We start from the raw sequence: 17,231 nt of genomic DNA, 5'->3' as shown, positions 1-17,231 counted from the left end.
GGATTGAGCGGTCGCCGCGCCCGCCGGCTGGCGGACCAGGCAGTCGAACGCGGGGAGCCAGGAGGTGGGGCCGCACCCGGCAGATGCAAGGCGAGCGGCACCTGGAAAACCCCGAAGTTTACATCCGGCGCCGCCGCCGGCCCGGCGCTCAGCGCCGGGTGCGTCCGCCCCTGGCAGCCGCGGTCTGGGCCGCGTCGCCGCCGGCGAGAAACTTGGCTGGATCCTGCGGCACGCCGTCAACGAGCACCTCGAAGTGCAGGTGCGGCCCGGTCGACCGGCCGGTGTTCCCGACTTCGGCGATCAGCTGACCCCGCTTGACGATGTCGCCCGCCCGCACCATCAGCTTCGACGCGTGCGCATAGCGTGTCACCAGGCCGTTGCCGTGGTCGAGCTCGATCATGTTGCCGTAGGCTGGGTGCGTCTCGGTGAGTTGCACCACACCGCCGGCCGCGGCCAGGATGCGCGTGCCCACGTCGGCCGGGAAATCCAGCCCGGTGTGCAGCGCCGTGCGGCTCGTGAACGGGTCGGTGCGGAAGCCGAAGCCCGAGCCGACAGGCCCGACGACGGGCGCACTGTTCGGGATCATCAGCGCGCGCAGGCGCGACTCGAGCAAGCGTGACTCGATCATGGTGAACATGTCGGTGCTCTGGTCGGTGGTCTGGTCGAGCGCCTCGACGATGCCGCGCAACTGTTCGAGGTTGGCAGCCTGCGGCGGCACGTACGGCCCGCCCTGCGCGGACGAGGCGGCCGCCGCCGGCCGCGACAACTGGCGCAGTTCGTCGTTCTTGACGCCAGCCAGGCCGGAAACGCGGTCGCCCATCGCTTCGAGCTTGACCAGCTTGGCCTGCATCTCGCCGACCTTCTGAGCCATCGCATCGAGGTTCTCGCGCATGAAGCGGTCGCGCTGGGCAAACTCGTCGCGCACCACCAGCCGCACGATCTGGCTGACCACGGGCCAACCTTCCCGCGCAGCCTTCAGGAACACGAAGTGATAGACCGTACCCGACAGCAATGTCAACACGGCCACCAGGCCGATCAGCATGCCCGCCAGCTGCCAGCGGTTGAAGTGCAAGACACGCGTACGGGCCAAGGTGCCGTGCGTGATGAGAATCTGCATCGCTACACTCCTCGTGTGAGCTCGAAACCGCTACCGACCGTCCCCGACTCGCTGCCCCTGGCCGAAGCCTTGAGGCGCAGCGCGCCGCTGGCGAATCTGCGCGCACGTCTGCAGGATTCGGCAGACCGCTTCTCGGCCATTCGCGGCGCCCTTCCCGGCGCGCTCGCCAGCCACGTGATGCCGGGACCGGTGGACGACGAAGGCTGGTCGCTGCTGGCAGCCAATGCCGCCGTCGCGGCCAAACTGCGTCAGATCAAACCACGCCTGGAGAGCATTCTTCAGGAGCGGGGATGGCAGGTTAGCTCAATCAGAATCAAGGTTCAATCGAACTGACACGCCGTTGCACCGGTTGCCGGGACGGGGCGTTCGGGGCGGCGTCGGCGTGACGCAGTTCACTGGTGCCGGCTTTCGGAATCGAACCGAAGACCTTCCGCTTACAAGGCGGGTGCTCTACCAACTGAGCTAAGCCGGCAGGCTGGAACCCGCCCGAAATCAGTATAGGCGCGCGATCCGGCGCGTCATTTGACGCGCTTGAGCGACGGGCGCCCGCCCGCCGGTGGCTCCGGCGGTTCGCTCGGCTCACCCGCAGCCTCGGCGTCGGGGCGCGGCGCCTCGGTGAGCGAGAGGTGCGTTGCGCGAGCCACGGGCGCCTCGGGGCTGGCCGCATCGGCCGCTGCCGAGCCCGATGAAGCCTCGTTGGGGACCGGAAAGGCCATGCCCTGCCCGTTCTCACGCGCGTAGATGGCGATCACGTGATCGACCGGCACGACGATCTCACGCGAAGTACCGCCGAAGCGCGCCTTGAACTCGATGAACTCGTTGCCCAGCTTGAGGGAACTGGTCGCCTCGAAACCGACGTTGAGAACGATCTCGTTGTTCTTGACGTACTCGGTGGGAACCTGCACCGAAGCATCGACGAACACCGCCACGTACGGTGTGAAGCCGTTGTCCGTGCACCAGTCGTGCAGCGCACGGATCAGGTACGGGCGCGTGGAGGTCCCGGAACCGGCGGGCGAGATCGGCGGCGTGCTGCTCATGAGGGCAAATACGAGGATCTACTTGCGCATCACCTTCTCGGACGGCGTGAGTGCCTCAATGTAGGCCGGGCGCGAGAAGATGCGCTCGGCGTACTTCAAGAGCGGCACGGCGTTCTTCGACATGTCGATGCCGTAATAGTCCAGGCGCCACAGCAGCGGCGCGATCGCGACGTCGAGCATCGAGAAATCATCGCCGAGCATGAACTTGTTCTTCAGGAAGATCGGCGCAAGCATGGTCAGTCGGTCGCGGATCTGCGCGCGCGCCTTCTCGAGTTGCTTGTCGGTCGGCTTGATGCCGCGCGACTCGAGGATGTTCACGTTCGAGAACAGTTCCTTCTCGAAGTTGAACAGGAACAGCCGAACACGCGCGCGCGCAACCGGGTCGCCCGGCATCAGTTGCGGGTGCGGAAAGCGCTCGTCGATGTACTCGTTGATGATGTGCGACTCATACAGGATGAGGTCGCGCTCGACGAGGATGGGCACCTCGTTGTACGGGTTCATCAACGCGATGTCTTCGGGCTTGGCGAACAGGTCGACGTCGCGGATCTCGAAGTCCATGCCCTTCTCGAAAAGCACGAAGCGGCAGCGGTGCGAGTACGGGCAGGTCGTTCCGGAATAAAGCACCATCATGGCGGTGTGCTCCTAGAGGCTTCGAAAAACACAAGCGCAGTGGCTGCCGGTTCGGGCAGGGCCACTGCGCATCGGGCCGCCACCCCGGCCGGGGCGGCAGGCACGCAGACGGTCACTTCACGTCTTTCCAGAACGCGGCATTCAGGCGCCACGCGATGAGCGTGAACACGCCGAGGAAGATCAGCACCCACACGCCCAGACGCACGCGCTGGCCCTGCGCCGGCTCGCCCATCCACTGCAGGTAAGCCACGAGGTCGGCCACGGCGGCGTCGTACTCGCGCGCAGACAGTTTCCCCGGCGTGAGTTGCTCGAAGCCGTCGAAGCGGTGCACCGTCTTCGCCGGGTTGTGCGCATCCTTCTCCTCGACGTACTTCGCGGCACGCTGGCCCTGCAGTTCCCACAAGACGTGGGGCATGCCCACGCCGGGGAAAGCCAGGTTGTCCCAGCCGGTGGCCTTGGTGTCGTCGCGGTAGTAGGTGCGCAGATACGTGTACAGGTAGTCGGCCCCCGAGCCGCCGGAACCGGCGCGCGAACGGGCGATCACCGTCAGGTCGGGCGGCACGCCGCCGAACCAGTCCTTGCCCTGCTTGGCGTCCAGGGCGACCTTCATGGTCTCGCCGACCTTGTCGGTGGCGAACATCAGGTTCTTCTTGATCTGGTCTTCCGTCAGGCCGATGTCGCGCAGGCGGTTGTAGCGCATGTACGAAGCGGCATGGCAGTTCAGGCAGTAGTTGACGAACAGCTTGGCGCCGTTCTGCAGCGACGGCAGGTCGTTCGCCTTTTCCTCGGGGAACTTGTCCCAGTGGATGCCGCCGCCGGCGGCGAGTGCGCCACCGGCCAGGCCCAGCGCCATGAGCAGGGAGATGAGGATCTTCTTCATGATGTGTTCGTTCCCGGCAGTCGCGTCAGTGGGCGGCAAAGGTCACGCGCTCAGGCACCGGCTTGAATTCGCCCAGCCGGCTCCACCAGGGCATGAGCAGGAAGAAGCCGAAGTAGAACAGCGTGCCCACTTGCGACACCCGCTCGCCGATCGGCGACGGCGGCTGAACGCCCAGGTAGCCCAGGATCAGGAAGTTGATGACGAAGATGCCGTACACGTACTTGTGCCAGCTCGGCCGGTAGCGGATCGACTTGACCGGGCTGAAATCCAGCCACGGCAGGAAGAACAGGATGACGACCGCGCCACCCATCACCACCACGCCCCAGAACTTGGCGTCGATGGCCAGCATCATCGCCACGATGACGAGCGCCCCGATCAGTATCGCGCCCTTGAGCAGCCCGCCCACCTTGGCTTTGAGCACTCCGAGCACCGCGCCAGCCAGCACGCAGGCGATCAGCGCGTACATCATCTCGCTGGTGATGGCTCGCAGCATCGAGTAGTACGGCGTGAAGTACCAAACCGGCGCGATGTGCAGCGGCGTCTTCAGCGGATCGGCCGGGATGAAGTTGTTGTACTCGAGGAAGTAGCCGCCGAACTCCGGCGCAAAGAAGATGATTGCGCTGAACACGAACAGGAACATGCCGACAGCGAAGATGTCGTGCACCGTGTAGTACGGGTGGAACGGAATGCCGTCAAGCGGCTTGCCGTTCGCGTCCTTCTTGGCCTTGATCTCGACGCCGTCCGGGTTGTTCGATCCGACGTCGTGCAATGCCAGCAGGTGCGCGACGACCAAGCCCAGCAGCACCAGCGGCACGGCGATGACGTGGAAGCTGAAGAAGCGGTTCAGCGTCGCGTCGCTCACCACGTAGTCGCCACGGATCAGCAGGGCCAGGTCCGGGCCGACGAAGGGGATCGCGGCGAACAGGTTCACGATCACCTGCGCGCCCCAGTAGCTCATCTGGCCCCAGGGCAGCAGGTAGCCCATGAAGGCCTCGCCCATCAGGCACAGGAAGATCGCGCAACCGAAGATCCAAACCAGCTCGCGCGGCTTGCGGTACGACCCGTACAGCAGCCCGCGGAACATGTGCAGGTAGACGACGACGAAGAACGCACTCGCGCCGGTGGAGTGCATGTAGCGCACCAGCCAACCCCAGGGCACGTCGCGCATGATGTACTCGACCGAGGCGAAAGCCAGTGCCGCGTCGGGCTTGTAGTGCATCACCAGGAAGATGCCGGTGACGATCTGGATCACGAGCACCAGCAGCGCCAGCGAGCCGAAGATGTACCAGAAGTTGAAGTTCTTCGGCGCGTAGTACTCGGACATGTGCACCCGGTACGCGTCGAACGCAGTCGGGAAGCGGTTCTCGAACCAGTTCGTCACCTGCTGGGCGACAGGCGCGCCGGCGGGCAGTTCCTTGAAATCAGCCATGTTCTTGCATCCTGTCCTGGTTAGGCCTTCTTGTCTTCACCGATCAGCAGACGGGTGTCGGACAGGTACATGTGCGGCGGCACCTCGAGGTTGTCGGGCGCCGGCTTGTTCTTGTAGACGCGACCGGCCATGTCGAAGGTCGAGCCGTGGCACGGGCACAGGAAGCCGCCGGCCCAATCGTCGGGCAGCGAGGGCTGTGCGCCCGGCTGGAACTTGTCGGACGGCGAGCAGCCCAGATGGGAACAGATCCCCACGGCCACCAGGATCTCGGGCTTGATGGAGCGATGCTCGTTGCGCGCGTAGTCGGGCGTGAGTTCCTCTGGCTTGCGCGCCGATTTCGGGTCGGCCAGCAACGCATCCACCTTCGGCAACGCCGCCAGTTGTTCCGGCGTGCGCTTGACGATCCACACCGGCTTGCCGCGCCATTCGACGGTGAGCTTCTCGCCCGGCTTGAGCGCGCCGATGTCCACCTCAACGGCGGCGCCGGCGGCGCGAGCGCGCTCGGAGGGTTGAAACGTGCTGACGAAGGGCACGGCGGTGAAGCCGACACCCACTGCGCCGGCACACCCGGAGGCGATGAGCCAGGTGCGTTTGCCGTTGTCGACGGGACTGTCACTCATGGGGATCCTCTGGCGAGTCTTCGAAATCAGGGACAACCTGCGATTCTAGCGGACGAGTCAAGGGCCTCCCTTCGATCGGGTTGGGCCCCACGCGTGTGCATTGCTACGCACTGCCGAAGCAGCTCGGTAACACCAAGCTCGAGCCCGTCACCCAGAGCGCCCATTCGCCTTGACTTCCATCCTCAGCCGGGAATACTTCACAACGCTGCGCATAAGTGACAGCCATTCCACGACAACAACAGAGAGGGGTTTCCCATGAGCTTCGTTAGCGAGTTCAAAGAGTTTGCGATGAAGGGCAACGTCGTCGACCTCGCGGTCGGCGTCATCATCGGAGCGGCCTTCGGCAAGATCGTCGACTCCATCGTCAAGGACCTGATCATGCCGATCGTCGGGCGCGTTCTCGGCGGCCTCGACTTCTCCAACTACTTCCTCATGCTGGCCAACCCGCCGGCGGACTTCAAGGGACCGAACACCTACGAGGCACTCAGCAAGGCCGGCGTGCCCTTGTTCGCTTACGGCAACTTCATCACCGTGGCGATCAACTTCATCATCCTGGCCTTCATCATCTTCATGATGGTCAAGCAGATCAACCGGCTGAAGAAGGAAGCCCCGCCCGCCCCGCCGGCCGCCCCGCCGGAAGACGTGGTGCTGCTGCGCGAGATCCGGGACTCCCTGAAGAAGTAGTTCGGCGCGCCGGCGCCCGCCGGCCGTCGCCAACTGCCGCCGTGACGGATCGCACAGCGTGGCCCGTGTTTTTCGGGCCATACTTCGATGAACGCCCCGCTGGCGGCAGTACCTGCAACCGCGGGGAGTGTGGCCGTGCCCCGCCCCCGCCTCGATGAACCCGACAGATCCCCGCCAGAAGGTCGCACTCGATGCGGCTGTCAGCCTGATCAACACGACCGTCGCGTCGGCGGCTGACCGCGTCTCGGATCTGCTGGGCACGCTGTCGATCTCGGCTACCAAGACCAGCGAGCGCGACGCGTTACTGGCGGCGCAGTTCGACCTGCGCCGCAACATGGCCAATTTTCATCTGGTGTTCCGAGACCAGCTGCGAGATGGCATCAGCAAGGACCTTGCGCCGCGCTCCGATGGCCGCCGCCGGCTGGAAGCGACCGACTGGCAGTCGCTCAGCCTGGTCGACGACAACGAAGTCGAGCAGCGCATGTACGCTGACCGCATCGCAGCGCAGATCAGCCAAGACTGCGAGTGGGAACTGAGCGAAGTGTCATCGCACCTCGCCAGCCTGCTCAACACGATCCGCCGCGACGAGGACCGCAATCCGCTGCGGGCCCAGTCTGTCGGTTTGGCCGCCTACCGCGCCATCGAATCGGTGACCAAGGACGCTGAACCGCGCAGACTGCTCGCCCGCGAGATGGGCATGGCGCTGGCGAAAGCCATGAAGGCCTGTTACGCCGAGATCCTGCGCGACCTGCAGGCTCGCGGCGTGAAGGCTGCCAGCATGAACCTGCGCTCCGGCGACGGGCCAGGATTCCATCTGCCGGGAGTCAACTCGGGGTATGCGACCCTGCAGCACTCCGAGTACCGCTCCACCGGCGGCTACGGCGGCGAGTCCGGTGCAGGCGACCTCGGGACGCATGACTCCGCGGCCGGCTACCGTCGCGGCCCCGGGCTGGCGGGACTTCCCCCTGCCTCGGGCGGTGGCACCTCGGGTCACGGCGGCTCAACGCTTTCGCGTGGCGAACTGGGTGCACGCGTCTCGTCGGCGCAGTCGCAGGCCGACGCCCATCTGATGACCCTGCTGCGTCGCCTGACGTCGCTGGCGAGCCGGCCCGGAGCGCTCGACGCCCTGCCCGCCGGCGGCGGAGTCGCCTTCGCGAGCACGGGGCGGCCCGGCTTGGCGGGCCTCGGCCCGGAAAGCGCCAGAGGCAGCCTGCGGGGCTCGGGCCCGGGGCAGGCCAGCCGCTACTCTGAGGGGCTGACCGGCCTGATGGCCGTGAACCTGATTCGCGCGCACCGCGAAGAGCTCATGCAGGCCTCGAGCGGCAAGCTCGACCACATGGTCATCGACGTGGTCGGCAGCCTGTTCGACCAGATCCTGTCGGACCCGCGCGTGCCGCCGCAGATGGCACGTCAGATCGCCCGGCTGCAACTGCCCGTGCTGCGTGTCGCGCTGAACGACTCGACCTTCTTCTCGTCGCGCCGTCACCCCGTGCGGCGCTTCGTCAACCGCATCGCCTCGCTGGCCTGTGCCTTCGACGACTTCGTCGACGGCCCCGGCAAGCTGCTGCTCGAACGCGTGCGTGACCTGGTGCAGGAGATCGTCGACGGCGACTTCGACCAGATCGATCTGTACACCGCCAAGCTGGAGGAACTGGAGCAGTTCATCTCCGAGCAGACGCAGGCGGTGGTTCAGCAAACGCCGACGGCTGCCACGCTGGAAGGCAAGGAATCGGAGCTGCGCATCCAGCAGCGCTACATGCTGCAGCTCAGCGCAGCGCTCAAGCCGATGTCGCTGCCGCCCTACCTGCGCGACTTCGTCTCGCAGGTCTGGAGCCAGGCATTGGTGCTGGCGGTGCGCCGCGACGGCCTGGCTTCGGATCGATATGCGCGCTTCAAGCGCGCCGGGCGCGACCTGGTGATGAGCGTGCAGCCCAAGGGTGCGCCGATGCTGCGCAAGAAGTTCCTCATGCAGTTGCCGCAACTCATGAAGGACCTCAACGAGGGCATGGCGCTGATCGGCTGGCCCGACCCCGCACAGAAGGCCTTCTTCGCGCAGTTGTTGCCGGCGCACGCAGAGTCGCTCAAGGCGGCGCCGATGTCCGAGCTCGACCACAACATGCTTGCCAAGCAGATCGAAGGTGTGTTCAACACCACGATCCCTGGCGTGGACTCGCTGTCGGTGGCCGACACGGTGCCCGAGGTCGACAGCGAGGTGATCGAGCGCCGTTTCACGCCCGAGGAGGCCCGGCAGGTCGGCCTCGTCGAGGAAAGCGCCGTCGACTGGTCGGGCCAGGTCGACATCGAGATCGACTCCGGCGGCGCCAGCGACGACGCCGGCGACACGCAGCCCGACGGGCTGGCCGACACCGACGACTCGGCGCCGATCGGCCTGGGCCTGGACCTGAATCTCGACCTGTCGCCTTCCGAGCCGCCCGAGCCTTCCCGCGGGCCTCAGCTGATGGACCACATCAAGCTCGGCTTCGCCTACCAGATGCACCTGAAGGACGAGTGGCAGAAGGTGCGGCTGACCTACGTGAGCCCGGGGCGCAGCTTCTTCGTCTTCTCGCGCGGCAAGAAGCACCAGGAGACCATCTCCATGACCGCGCGCATGCTCGCGCGCATGTGCGAAACCGGCCGCATGCGCGCCTACGAGAGTGCCTACCTGATGGAGCGCGCGACCACCCGGGCGCGCAAGCAGTTGGCCGCGCTCAAGGCGCCGACGCGCCACTGATCAGCCGGCGCGCCATGCGCACGGCGGCGGCCAGGCTCGAGGCATCCGCGCGGCCGCTGCCGGCGATGTCGAACGCGGTGCCGTGATCGGGGCTGGTTCGCACGAAGGGCAGGCCGAGCGTCACGTTCACGCCCTGCTCGACGCCGAGGTACTTGACCGGGATGAGGCCATGGTCGTGCGTCATGGCCACGACGATGTCGAATTCTCCGTTGTGGCCCGGCGCGTTGCGAGCGCGCATGAACACCGTGTCCGGCGCGAACGGCCCGGACACCTCGATGCCGTCGGCGCGTGCCGCTGCCACGGCCGGTGCAATGAAGCGGATCTCCTCGTCGCCGAACAGCCCGCCCTCGCCCGCATGCGGGTTGAGCCCGGCCACGGCGATGCGCGGCCGCGCCTGGCCCCAGCGCGCGGCCGCGGCATGGGCGATGCGGATGGTCTCGAGCACTGCCGCCGTGTCGATCGCGTCGATGGCACGGCGAAGCGACAGGTGGATGGTCACCAGCACGGTGCGCAGTTCGTCGTTGGCCAGCATCATGCGCACGGGCGGCACGGCGCCGCCGCGAGCCGCCAGCGCCTGCAGCATTTCCGTGTGACCGGGAAAGTCGATGCCCGCCGCCGCCAAGGCCTCCTTGTGGATCGGCGCGGTGACGATGCCGGCCACCTCGCCGGCTTGCACCAGCGCCACGGCATGTTCGATGCACCGCGCTGCTGCGGCGCCGGCACGCGGGTCGATGGCACCCAGCGGCGCGCCGGCCAGATCGGCGGGAAGTCCGGGCACGGGCAGGACTGGAATGCAGCGCGGGGGCACCGCCCGTGCGTCGACGGCACGTTCGATCACGGCCACGGCAAGCCCGCCGCCGGCAGCCGCTGCGGCACGCCGCATCACCGCAACATCGCCCAGCACCACGCAGGCGCCTGCGGCGCCCTCGCGGCACAACTTCGCGATGATCTCGGGGCCGATGCCGCAGGCATCGCCCATCGTCAGTGCCAGCAAGGCGCTCATGCCGATTCAGGCCGGGTTGTCGATGTCGATGAACTGGTGCTCGAGGCCGAACTGCTGCGCCACCTGGGCCGCCACCGCCGGAGCACCGTAGCGCTCGCTGGCGTGGTGGCCGCAGGCGAAGTAGGCCACACCCGTCTCGCGCGCGTAGTGCGCCTGCGGCTCGGACAGCTCGCCCGTGATGAACGCATCTGCGCCGGCGGCGATGGCGGCCTCGAAGTAGCCCTGCGCACCGCCCGTGCACCAGGCTACGCGCCTGAGCAGCCGGCCGTCGCCCTCGATCACCGTGGCGGCTCGGCCGAGCCGGAACTGCAGCAGCGCCGCGAGCGCGGCCACGGTCAATGGCTGGGCCGGCGCACCGATGAAGCCCAGGTCCTGATCGCCGAAGCGGGCGTCGGCCACCAGCTTCAGCCGGGCGCCGAACTGCGCGTTGTTGCCCAGTTCGCCGTGCGCGTCCAGCGGCAGGTGGTAGGCGAACAGGTTCACCTGGTGGGCCAGCAGCTTCTGCAGCCGCGCCTTGAGCCAGCCGGTGATGCGACCGTCGTGGCCCTTCCAGAACAAGCCGTGGTGCACCAGGATCGCGTCGGCGTTCGCCTCGATGGCGGCCTCGATGAGCGCGAGACTGGCCGTCACGCCCGAGACGATCTTGAGAACTTCGGGTTTGCCCTCAACCTGCAGACCGTTCGGCCCATAATCCCGGAAACGGCCGACGTCCAGCATCGTCTGCAGGTGAGATTCGATCTCGGTGCGGTGGACCATCTTCGGGCTTTCAGGGTGTTTCGATGCGCAGAACCTGGCTGATTTTCTCGCAAGCGGTGACGGTTGCCGTGGCGATGCTCTTCGTGGTGTCCACGCTGAAGCCGGAATGGCTGCCGCGCCGCGCGGGCTCGGCGCCCGTCGTCACGCTGCCTCCCGTGTCGCAGGCGTTGCCCGCTCAGCCGGTGGCCCTCTCGCCCACGGCGGCCGTGAGCAGCTATGCCGGCGCAGCGCGGCGCGCCACCCCGGCGGTGGTCAGCATCACGGCACGCAAGGCGCCGCAGCGCTCCGCGCAGAGCAACGACCCCTGGTTCCGCTTCTTCTTCGGTGACGGCGCCCAGCCGCAGCAGCCGCAGGTCGGCCTCGGGTCGGGGGTGTTCGTCACGCCCGACGGCTACCTGCTGACGAACAACCACGTCATCGAGGGCGCCGACGACATCGAGGTGCAGCTCGCCGACGGCCGCACGGCCACCGCGCGCCTGGTGGGCACCGACCCGGAGACCGACGTCGCAGTGCTCAAGGTGGAGCTCGAGCGTGTGCCGGCGATCAGCTTCGGCAACACGGACAACCTGCAGGTCGGCGACGTGGTGCTGGCCATCGGCAACCCCTTCGGCGTCGGCCAGACAGTGACCTCGGGCATCGTCAGCGCTCTGGGCCGTGACCAGCTCGGCATCAACACCTTCGAGAACTTCATCCAGACCGACGCGGCGATCAACCCCGGCAACTCCGGCGGCGCGCTGGTCGACGCCAACGGCAGCCTGGTGGGCATCAACACCGCGATCTATTCGCGCAGCGGCGGCAACATGGGGATCGGCTTCGCGATTCCCGTCAACACGGCGCGCCAGGTGATGGAAGGGCTGATCCGTGACGGCCAGGTCACGCGCGGCTGGATAGGCGTGGAGCCGCGCGACCTCACGCCCGAGATCGCGCAGACGCTGAACCTGCCGGTGCGACAGGGCGTGCTGATCACCGGCGTGCTGCAAAGCGGCCCCGCCAGCGCCGGCGGCGTGCGGCCGGGCGACGTGGTCACGAAGGTCGGCGACAAGCCGGTCACCAACACGGCGCAGTTGCTCAGCGCGGTGGCGGCCCTGAAGCCTCGCGAAACGGCGGCAATCGCGGTGCAGCGCGGCGACAAGGCCCTGGAGCTCAACGTCACCGTCGCCCAGCGGCCCAAGGTGAGGGCCAGACAGCCGCAGTGACAGCGGCTGTCAGGTCGGCGTGCCGCTGCCTTCTTCGGCCGGTGCCTGGGTGTGCTTGATGAAGATCTGCGCTGCCCAAATGCCGACCTCGTAGAGCAGGCACATCGGGATCGCCAGCGCGAGCTGCGACACCACGTCCGGCGGCGTGATGACGGCCGCAATGATGAAGGCGATGACGATGAAGTAGCTGCGGAACTCGCGCAGCTTCTCGACGCTGACCAGCCCCATGCGGGCGAGCACGACCACCACCACGGGCACCTCGAAGGCCGCGCCGAAGGCGATGAACATGGTCATCACGAAACTCAAATAGGCCTCGATGTCCGGCGCTGCCGTGATGCTCTTGGGCGCGAAGCTCTGGATGAACTTGAAGACCTGGCCGAACACGAAGAAGTAGCAGAACGCCACGCCGATGAAGAACAGCAGCGTGCTGGAGATGACCAGCGGCATGACCAGCTTCTTCTCGTGCGTGTACAGGCCCGGCGCCACGAAAGCCCACGCCTGGTAGAGCACCACCGGCAGCGCCATCAGGAAGGCCGCCAGCAGCGTGATCTTCAGCGGCACGATGAACGGCGAAATGACGTTCGTCGCGATCAGCGTGGTGCCTTTGGGCAGGTTGGCCACCAGCGGCGCGGCCAGCAGGTCGTACAGGCCGCTCGGGCCGGGCCACAGGGCGAGCACGCCGAAGCACACGGCCACTGCGATCGCCGCGCGGACCAGCCGGTCGCGCAATTCGATCAGGTGCGTGACAAAGGGCTGCTCGGTGCCCGCGAGTTCGTCGGGCTTGTCGTCGGATGAACTCATCGGGTCAGGCCTGCGGCCGGGGCGGCCGGAACCGGGCCACGCGCGCGGCGCCCGACTGCGCCTTGCCGCGGATGCCGTGGCGCTGCTTGTACCACTGCGGCATGGCGCCGCGCTTGAGGCGCCAGTTCTTCTTCGGATGCTTGTACTCGGGCACCGGCGTGCTCAGGCCCTCGTGCTGGCCGCTGTCCGTCGGCAGCGTGTAGGTGCCTTCCGACCAGCTGCGGTCGAGATCGGAAGTGGTCTGCTGAATCTCGCTGTTCACCGTCTTCTCGACATCGTGCGCCGCCTCCTCGAAGCTGCTCTTCATCTTCTTGAGCTCTTCGAGTTCGATCGAGCGATTCACCTCGGCCTTCACGTCGGCGACGTACCGCTGCGCCTTGCCCAGCAGGTGGCCGACGGTGCGCGCCACCTTCGGCAAGCGCTCAGGACCGATCACGACCAGCGCCACGGCGCCGATCAGGGCGATCTTGTCGAAGCCGAAATCGATCATGCGGGAATGCGCGCGCCCACGGGCACGCGGGGGTCGATCACGACTTGGACTTGGCTTCCACGTCCACCGTGTTGGCGTCGGTGGCCTTGTTGGCGGTCACTTGCTGCGCAGCATTGCCCGCATCGGCGGTGCCGGCGGAGCCGTCCTTCATGCCATCCTTGAAACCCTTCACGGCGCCGCCCAGGTCGGACCCCATGTTCTTGAGCTTCTTGGTGCCGAACACCAGCAGCACGATGACCAGCACGATCAACCAGTGCCAGATGCTGAATGAACCCATGACTTTCTCCTGTCGACTGCGACGAGCGTTTGATTCTAGGGGAGCGGCCGGGTTCAACCCGGCCCAAGGCCTTGGATCAGCCCTTGATCCAGGGGCGCGGCCCGCCCATGACATGCATGTGGACATGCTGCACTTCCTGCATGCCGTCACGGCCGGTGTTCACCACGATGCGAAAACCGTTCGTGACGCCGAGGTCGCGCATCAGCTTCGGCGCCATCGCCATCATGCGTCCCATCAGCGGCGCGTGCTCGTCGGTGGTGTCATACATCGTCGTGACGTGCTGCTTCGGGATGATCAGCACGTGCACCGGCGCCCAGGGCGCGATGTCGTGGAAGACGAGCAGTTCATCGTCTTCGTGGACCTTGCGGCAGGGGATCTGCCCGGCCACGATCTTGCAGAAGATGCAGTTGGGATCGGCGCTCATGGTCTCGTGGGATCGAAGTTCAGACGGGCATGGGTTTGCGATCGCTCAGGGCCAGCCAGCCACGGACGACGCGGTAGAGGAACCAGACCGAGATCAAGGTCCAGGCGATCCAGCCCGGCACGAACAGCAGGATCCACAGCCAGGAGGTGACCAGGTACAGGCCACCGGCCCACAGCACGGTGCGGATGCGCCATGAGAAATGCGACTCCTGCCAGGTGCCGGCGGCATCGCTCCTCTTCACCATGTCGAGGATGAAGGCCACAAGCAGCAGCAGCACGCTCGCCTGCACACCGGGCAGCACCGCGCTGACCGCCACCACCGCATGCAGCCCGTAGCTGATGTGGCCGATGGTGCGCAGCGAACTGTCACGTTCGGGGTCCATGCCATCCTTCGGTGCGGCCGGGGAAACGTCGATCACGTCGTTCATGTTCCGTCTTCCTCTCTTGAACGGGCCTTGCGGGCCGCAAACTCTTCCAGCCCCGACAGGCCTTCACGCCGGCGCAATTCCGCCAGCACGTCGGCCGGTTCGAGCCCGAAGGCGCTGAGCGCCAGCATCGAGTGGAACCACAGGTCGGCCACTTCGTACACGATCTGGGTGCGATTGCCGTCCTTGCAAGCCATCACCGTTTCGGTGGCCTCTTCGCCGATCTTCTTCAGGATCGCGTCGTTGCCCTTGGCGAACAGGCGCGCCACGTAGCTCTTGTCCGGGTCGCCGCCCTTGCGGGACTCGATCACGGCCGCCAGGCGGGCCAGGGTGTCGTCGCTGGTCGTGGTCATTTGTAGATGTGTTCCGGGTCCTTGAGCACGGGCTCGACGGCCGTCCAGCGCCCGTCGTCCAGGCGCTGGTAGAAGCAGGAATGGCGCCCGGTGTGGCAGGCGATGCCGGGTTCGTGGCCGAGCTGGGTCACCTTCATCAGCACGACGTCGTTGTCGCAGTCCAGGCGCAGCTCGTGCACCTTCTGGAGGTGGCCCGACTCCTCGCCCTTGTGCCACAGCCGCCCGCGCGAGCGGCTCCAGTACACGGCCTCGCCGCGCTCGGCGGTCAGGCGCAGCGCTTCGCGGTTCATGAATGCGAACATCAGCACGTCGTTCGTGCCGACTTCCTGCGCGATCACGGGCACCAGGCCCTGCGCGTCCCATTTCACCTCGTCCAGCCAGTCCATGCCGGCAGTGTATCGAGTGCTCAGGCCCCGGTGTGTGTCGCCCCCGTGAAGCCGCGCTCCTCGGCGAACCAGTGCAGCACCGGCACGGTGCCGGGCAGCACCGGCGCAACCTGCACCGGCAGCGTCTGCCAGGCCATCGCCTGGCGCTCGCGCATCTCGAACTCGCCGGCCCAGTCGTAGACCTTGCAGAAGTGCAGGCGCACGCGGGCGTGCGGGTAGTCCATCAGCTCGACCCTCCACGGGTGGGCCGCGCCGATGGTGATGCCGAGCTCCTCGTGCAGTTCGCGGCGCAGCGCCTGTTCGACCGTCTCACCGGACTCGAGCTTGCCGCCCGGGAACTCCCAATAGCCGGCGTAGACCTTGCCCTCGGGGCGCGAAGTGAGCAGGAAGCGACCGTTCGCATCGATCAGCACGCCGACGGCCACGTCCACCGGCGTGCGCTCGGTGGCGGCGCTCACGCGTGGTGCCTTCCCGCATAGTCTTTCGCGAACTGGAAGGCCACGCGACCCGAGCGCGAGCCGCGCTCCAGCGCCCACACCAGGCTCTCCTGCCGCGCCGCGACGATGGCGTCTTCCGGCACGCCGAAGCCACGCAGCCACTGGGCGGCGATCGCCAGGTACTCGTCCTGCGTGAACGGGTAGAAGCTGACCCAGAGGCCGAATCGCTCCGACAGCGAGATCTTCTCCTCCACCACCTCGCCGGGATGCACCTCCCCGTCCTCGGTGTGCTGGTAGGTGAGGTTCTCCTTCATGTACTCGGGCAGCAGATGGCGGCGGTTGCTGGTGGCGTAGATCAGCACGTTGTCGGAGGCCTGCGCCACCGAGCCGTCGAGGATGGACTTGAGCGCCTTGTAGCCGGGCTCGCCTTCGTCGAAGCTGAGGTCGTCGCAGAACACGATGAAGCGCTCCGGCCTCGACGCGACCAGGTCGACAATGTCGGGCAGGTCGACCAGGTCGGCCTTGTCGACCTCGATCAGCCGCAGCCCCTGCGGCGCGAACTCGTTGAGCACCGCCTTGATCAGCGAGCTCTTGCCGGTGCCGCGCGCGCCGGTGAGCAGCACGTTGTTGGCGCCATGGCCGGCGACGAACTGCGCGGTGTTGCGCAGCAGCCGCTCCTTCTGCGGCTCCACCTCGACCAGCGCGTCAAGGCGAATCGTCGCCACGTGGCGCACCGGTTCGAGCACGCCCGAAGCACCGCGCTTGCGGTAGCGAAAGGCGATGGACGCCGCCCAGTCGGGCGCCGCCGGCGGGTGCGGCAGCACCGCTTCGAGACGCTGCATCAGTCGCTCTGCTCGAGCGAGAACGGATTCGAGATCGGCCATGGCCGAAGTTTACGTGGGCAGTTCGCGCACTGCGTCGTCGGCCACCGCGAACACCCTGTCGCCCGGTGCCACCTTCGCCGGGTGCATGCCGGTGAAACTGCCGAAGGCCGGCAGCACACCGACCTGCGAGCCGAAGTGGAAGCACGGCAAGCGCAGGCTCTCGCGTGCGCGGCCGTGCACCGAGACGCAGGGGTGCAGGTGGCCGGCGAGCACATAGGCGCCCGCCACCGGCTCCGGGTGGTGGCACAGCGCGAGACCTTCGTCCATCAGCGGTTCGTCGACCACCGTGAAGCCGAGGGATGCCGGCGGATCGCCAGCGCGGTCGTCGTGGTTGCCGCGCACGAGCACGATTTCGAGTGTCGGATGCTGCGCGCGCCACAGCGCCACGGCGTCCAGCGTGGCCACCACGTGCGACCGCGCCGAATGCAGGAAGTCGCCGAGGAAGACGATCCGCTTCGCTCCGTGGCGAGCCACCAGCTCGCCGATCAGCGACAGGGTCTCGCTCGTCGTGCCGCGCGGCACCGGCACGCCCAGCGCCCGAAAGCTCGTCGCCTTGCCGATGTGGGCATCGGCGATCAGCAGGGTGCGGGTGTCGCGCAGGAAGGCCGCCTTCTGCGGCAGCAATGTGATGGCCCGGCCGGCCACCTCGATCGTGACCATGAGGCCCCGGCA

Annotated in this window: 22 protein-coding genes and 1 tRNA gene; 4 read left to right on the top strand and 19 right to left on the bottom strand. The window is 67.0% G+C overall.

All coding sequences use genetic code 11. The features are described from left to right. Positions 1-148 precede the first annotated feature (148 nt). Positions 149-1,117 carry a M23 family metallopeptidase gene (locus tag HZ992_RS02700; RefSeq protein WP_209385163.1) on the bottom strand — a complete coding sequence of 323 codons (969 nt, stop codon included), beginning with the start codon at positions 1,115-1,117 and terminating at the stop codon, positions 149-151. 15 nt (positions 1,118-1,132) lie between these two features. Between HZ992_RS02700 and HZ992_RS02695 the strand changes: the two genes are divergently transcribed. Beyond that, positions 1,133-1,450: a DciA family protein gene (locus HZ992_RS02695; protein ID WP_209385162.1), complete on the top strand. Its 318-nt coding sequence runs from the start codon at positions 1,133-1,135 to the stop codon at positions 1,448-1,450. Positions 1,451-1,513: 63 nt separating this feature from the next. Here the strand turns inward: HZ992_RS02695 and HZ992_RS02690 are convergent. From HZ992_RS02690 to petA, 6 genes are all read right to left on the bottom strand, one after another. Then, a tRNA-Thr gene (locus tag HZ992_RS02690) sits at positions 1,514-1,589 on the bottom strand. A gap of 46 nt (positions 1,590-1,635) precedes the next feature. Further along, positions 1,636-2,154: a ClpXP protease specificity-enhancing factor gene (locus tag HZ992_RS02685; RefSeq protein WP_209385161.1), complete on the bottom strand. Its 519-nt coding sequence runs from the start codon at positions 2,152-2,154 to the stop codon at positions 1,636-1,638. Between the two features lie 18 nt (positions 2,155-2,172). After that, on the bottom strand, positions 2,173-2,784 hold the full coding sequence (locus HZ992_RS02680; RefSeq protein WP_209385160.1) for a glutathione S-transferase N-terminal domain-containing protein: 612 nt from the start codon (positions 2,782-2,784) through the stop codon (positions 2,173-2,175). A 112-nt stretch (positions 2,785-2,896) separates the two neighbouring features. Then, positions 2,897-3,664, bottom strand: coding sequence for a cytochrome c1 (locus HZ992_RS02675; protein WP_209385159.1), 768 nt, complete (start codon positions 3,662-3,664; stop codon positions 2,897-2,899). A gap of 25 nt (positions 3,665-3,689) precedes the next feature. Beyond that, a complete protein-coding gene (locus tag HZ992_RS02670) occupies positions 3,690-5,093 on the bottom strand; it encodes a cytochrome b (RefSeq protein ID WP_209385158.1) in 1,404 nt (467 codons plus the stop codon). Positions 5,094-5,113: 20 nt separating this feature from the next. Further along, the gene (petA, locus tag HZ992_RS02665; RefSeq protein WP_209385157.1) at positions 5,114-5,713 is read right to left on the bottom strand and encodes a ubiquinol-cytochrome c reductase iron-sulfur subunit; all 600 of its coding nucleotides are present in this window, start codon (positions 5,711-5,713) and stop codon (positions 5,114-5,116) included. Between the two features lie 255 nt (positions 5,714-5,968). On the opposite strand from petA, the gene mscL reads away from it, so the two are divergent. Together mscL and HZ992_RS02655 are read left to right on the top strand one after the other, a co-directional pair. Continuing rightward, positions 5,969-6,397 carry a large conductance mechanosensitive channel protein MscL gene (gene mscL, locus HZ992_RS02660; RefSeq protein WP_209385156.1) on the top strand — a complete coding sequence of 143 codons (429 nt, stop codon included), beginning with the start codon at positions 5,969-5,971 and terminating at the stop codon, positions 6,395-6,397. Positions 6,398-6,551: 154 nt separating this feature from the next. After that, entirely contained in the window at positions 6,552-9,128 is a 2,577-nt protein-coding gene (locus HZ992_RS02655) for a DUF1631 family protein (protein ID WP_209385155.1), read from the top strand. Here the strand turns inward: HZ992_RS02655 and pdxA are convergent. Together pdxA and HZ992_RS02645 are read right to left on the bottom strand one after the other, a co-directional pair. Further along, complete coding sequence (gene pdxA, locus HZ992_RS02650) at positions 9,106-10,131, bottom strand: 4-hydroxythreonine-4-phosphate dehydrogenase PdxA (protein WP_209385154.1); 1,026 nt, start codon at positions 10,129-10,131, stop codon at positions 9,106-9,108. The two genes, HZ992_RS02655 and pdxA, sit on opposite strands and share 23 nt — an antisense overlap. Before the next feature lie 6 nt (positions 10,132-10,137). Beyond that, positions 10,138-10,887 carry a Nif3-like dinuclear metal center hexameric protein gene (locus HZ992_RS02645; RefSeq protein ID WP_209385148.1) on the bottom strand — a complete coding sequence of 250 codons (750 nt, stop codon included), beginning with the start codon at positions 10,885-10,887 and terminating at the stop codon, positions 10,138-10,140. Between the two features lie 23 nt (positions 10,888-10,910). Between HZ992_RS02645 and HZ992_RS02640 the strand changes: the two genes are divergently transcribed. After that, a complete protein-coding gene (locus tag HZ992_RS02640) occupies positions 10,911-12,083 on the top strand; it encodes a trypsin-like peptidase domain-containing protein (protein ID WP_209385143.1) in 1,173 nt (390 codons plus the stop codon). A gap of 9 nt (positions 12,084-12,092) precedes the next feature. Here the strand turns inward: HZ992_RS02640 and tatC are convergent, their stop codons facing one another. The 10 genes from tatC to pdeM all read right to left on the bottom strand — a co-directional run bounded on the left by tatC (position 12,093) and on the right by pdeM (position 17,219). Continuing rightward, positions 12,093-12,884, bottom strand: a complete 792-nt coding sequence (gene tatC, locus HZ992_RS02635; protein WP_209385141.1) for a twin-arginine translocase subunit TatC — start codon at positions 12,882-12,884, stop codon at positions 12,093-12,095. A gap of 4 nt (positions 12,885-12,888) precedes the next feature. Next, entirely contained in the window at positions 12,889-13,374 is a 486-nt protein-coding gene (tatB, locus tag HZ992_RS02630) for a Sec-independent protein translocase protein TatB (RefSeq protein ID WP_209385139.1), read from the bottom strand. A 37-nt stretch (positions 13,375-13,411) separates the two neighbouring features. Beyond that, complete coding sequence (gene tatA, locus HZ992_RS02625) at positions 13,412-13,651, bottom strand: Sec-independent protein translocase subunit TatA (RefSeq protein ID WP_209385138.1); 240 nt, start codon at positions 13,649-13,651, stop codon at positions 13,412-13,414. 76 nt (positions 13,652-13,727) lie between these two features. Next, the gene (locus HZ992_RS02620; protein ID WP_209385137.1) at positions 13,728-14,075 is read right to left on the bottom strand and encodes a histidine triad nucleotide-binding protein; all 348 of its coding nucleotides are present in this window, start codon (positions 14,073-14,075) and stop codon (positions 13,728-13,730) included. Positions 14,076-14,094: 19 nt separating this feature from the next. Beyond that, positions 14,095-14,502 carry a DUF4870 family protein gene (locus HZ992_RS02615; RefSeq protein ID WP_209385135.1) on the bottom strand — a complete coding sequence of 136 codons (408 nt, stop codon included), beginning with the start codon at positions 14,500-14,502 and terminating at the stop codon, positions 14,095-14,097. Beyond that, complete coding sequence (locus tag HZ992_RS02610; protein WP_209385134.1) at positions 14,499-14,852, bottom strand: phosphoribosyl-ATP diphosphatase; 354 nt, start codon at positions 14,850-14,852, stop codon at positions 14,499-14,501. The genes HZ992_RS02615 and HZ992_RS02610 overlap by 4 nt, the downstream gene beginning before the upstream one ends. Continuing rightward, positions 14,849-15,238 carry a phosphoribosyl-AMP cyclohydrolase gene (gene hisI, locus HZ992_RS02605; RefSeq protein WP_209385132.1) on the bottom strand — a complete coding sequence of 130 codons (390 nt, stop codon included), beginning with the start codon at positions 15,236-15,238 and terminating at the stop codon, positions 14,849-14,851. The genes HZ992_RS02610 and hisI overlap by 4 nt, the downstream gene beginning before the upstream one ends. A 20-nt stretch (positions 15,239-15,258) precedes the next feature. Then, a complete protein-coding gene (locus tag HZ992_RS02600; protein ID WP_209385130.1) occupies positions 15,259-15,696 on the bottom strand; it encodes an NUDIX domain-containing protein in 438 nt (145 codons plus the stop codon). Then, positions 15,693-16,517, bottom strand: coding sequence for an ATP-binding protein (locus tag HZ992_RS02595; protein ID WP_371816777.1), 825 nt, complete (start codon positions 16,515-16,517; stop codon positions 15,693-15,695). The genes HZ992_RS02600 and HZ992_RS02595 overlap by 4 nt, the downstream gene beginning before the upstream one ends. Positions 16,518-16,568: 51 nt before the next feature. Then, a complete protein-coding gene (gene pdeM, locus HZ992_RS02590) occupies positions 16,569-17,219 on the bottom strand; it encodes a ligase-associated DNA damage response endonuclease PdeM (RefSeq protein ID WP_209385128.1) in 651 nt (216 codons plus the stop codon). Positions 17,220-17,231 lie beyond the last annotated feature (12 nt).

Origin of the sequence: Rhizobacter sp. AJA081-3, assembly GCF_017795745.1 — a bacterium.
Lineage (GTDB): Bacteria > Pseudomonadota > Gammaproteobacteria > Burkholderiales > Burkholderiaceae_C > Piscinibacter.
This window is presented reverse-complemented; position numbering and strand designations above follow the sequence as displayed.

Coding starts and splice junctions, on each gene's coding strand:
- HZ992_RS02700 (WP_209385163.1), bottom strand. CDS start 1,117: ATGCAGATTCTCATCACGCACGGCACCTTGGCCCGTACGCGTGTCTTG.
- HZ992_RS02685 (WP_209385161.1), bottom strand. CDS start 2,154: ATGAGCAGCACGCCGCCGATCTCGCCCGCCGGTTCCGGGACCTCCACG.
- HZ992_RS02680 (WP_209385160.1), bottom strand. CDS start 2,784: ATGATGGTGCTTTATTCCGGAACGACCTGCCCGTACTCGCACCGCTGC.
- HZ992_RS02675 (WP_209385159.1), bottom strand. CDS start 3,664: ATGAAGAAGATCCTCATCTCCCTGCTCATGGCGCTGGGCCTGGCCGGT.
- HZ992_RS02670 (WP_209385158.1), bottom strand. CDS start 5,093: ATGGCTGATTTCAAGGAACTGCCCGCCGGCGCGCCTGTCGCCCAGCAG.
- petA (WP_209385157.1), bottom strand. CDS start 5,713: ATGAGTGACAGTCCCGTCGACAACGGCAAACGCACCTGGCTCATCGCC.
- mscL (WP_209385156.1), top strand. CDS start 5,969: ATGAGCTTCGTTAGCGAGTTCAAAGAGTTTGCGATGAAGGGCAACGTC.
- HZ992_RS02655 (WP_209385155.1), top strand. CDS start 6,552: ATGAACCCGACAGATCCCCGCCAGAAGGTCGCACTCGATGCGGCTGTC.
- pdxA (WP_209385154.1), bottom strand. CDS start 10,131: ATGAGCGCCTTGCTGGCACTGACGATGGGCGATGCCTGCGGCATCGGC.
- HZ992_RS02645 (WP_209385148.1), bottom strand. CDS start 10,887: ATGGTCCACCGCACCGAGATCGAATCTCACCTGCAGACGATGCTGGAC.
- HZ992_RS02640 (WP_209385143.1), top strand. CDS start 10,911: ATGCGCAGAACCTGGCTGATTTTCTCGCAAGCGGTGACGGTTGCCGTG.
- tatC (WP_209385141.1), bottom strand. CDS start 12,884: ATGAGTTCATCCGACGACAAGCCCGACGAACTCGCGGGCACCGAGCAG.
- tatB (WP_209385139.1), bottom strand. CDS start 13,374: ATGATCGATTTCGGCTTCGACAAGATCGCCCTGATCGGCGCCGTGGCG.
- tatA (WP_209385138.1), bottom strand. CDS start 13,651: ATGGGTTCATTCAGCATCTGGCACTGGTTGATCGTGCTGGTCATCGTG.
- HZ992_RS02620 (WP_209385137.1), bottom strand. CDS start 14,075: ATGAGCGCCGATCCCAACTGCATCTTCTGCAAGATCGTGGCCGGGCAG.
- HZ992_RS02615 (WP_209385135.1), bottom strand. CDS start 14,502: ATGAACGACGTGATCGACGTTTCCCCGGCCGCACCGAAGGATGGCATG.
- HZ992_RS02610 (WP_209385134.1), bottom strand. CDS start 14,852: ATGACCACGACCAGCGACGACACCCTGGCCCGCCTGGCGGCCGTGATC.
- hisI (WP_209385132.1), bottom strand. CDS start 15,238: ATGGACTGGCTGGACGAGGTGAAATGGGACGCGCAGGGCCTGGTGCCC.
- HZ992_RS02595 (WP_371816777.1), bottom strand. CDS start 16,517: ATGCAGCGTCTCGAAGCGGTGCTGCCGCACCCGCCGGCGGCGCCCGAC.
- pdeM (WP_209385128.1), bottom strand. CDS start 17,219: ATGGTCACGATCGAGGTGGCCGGCCGGGCCATCACATTGCTGCCGCAG.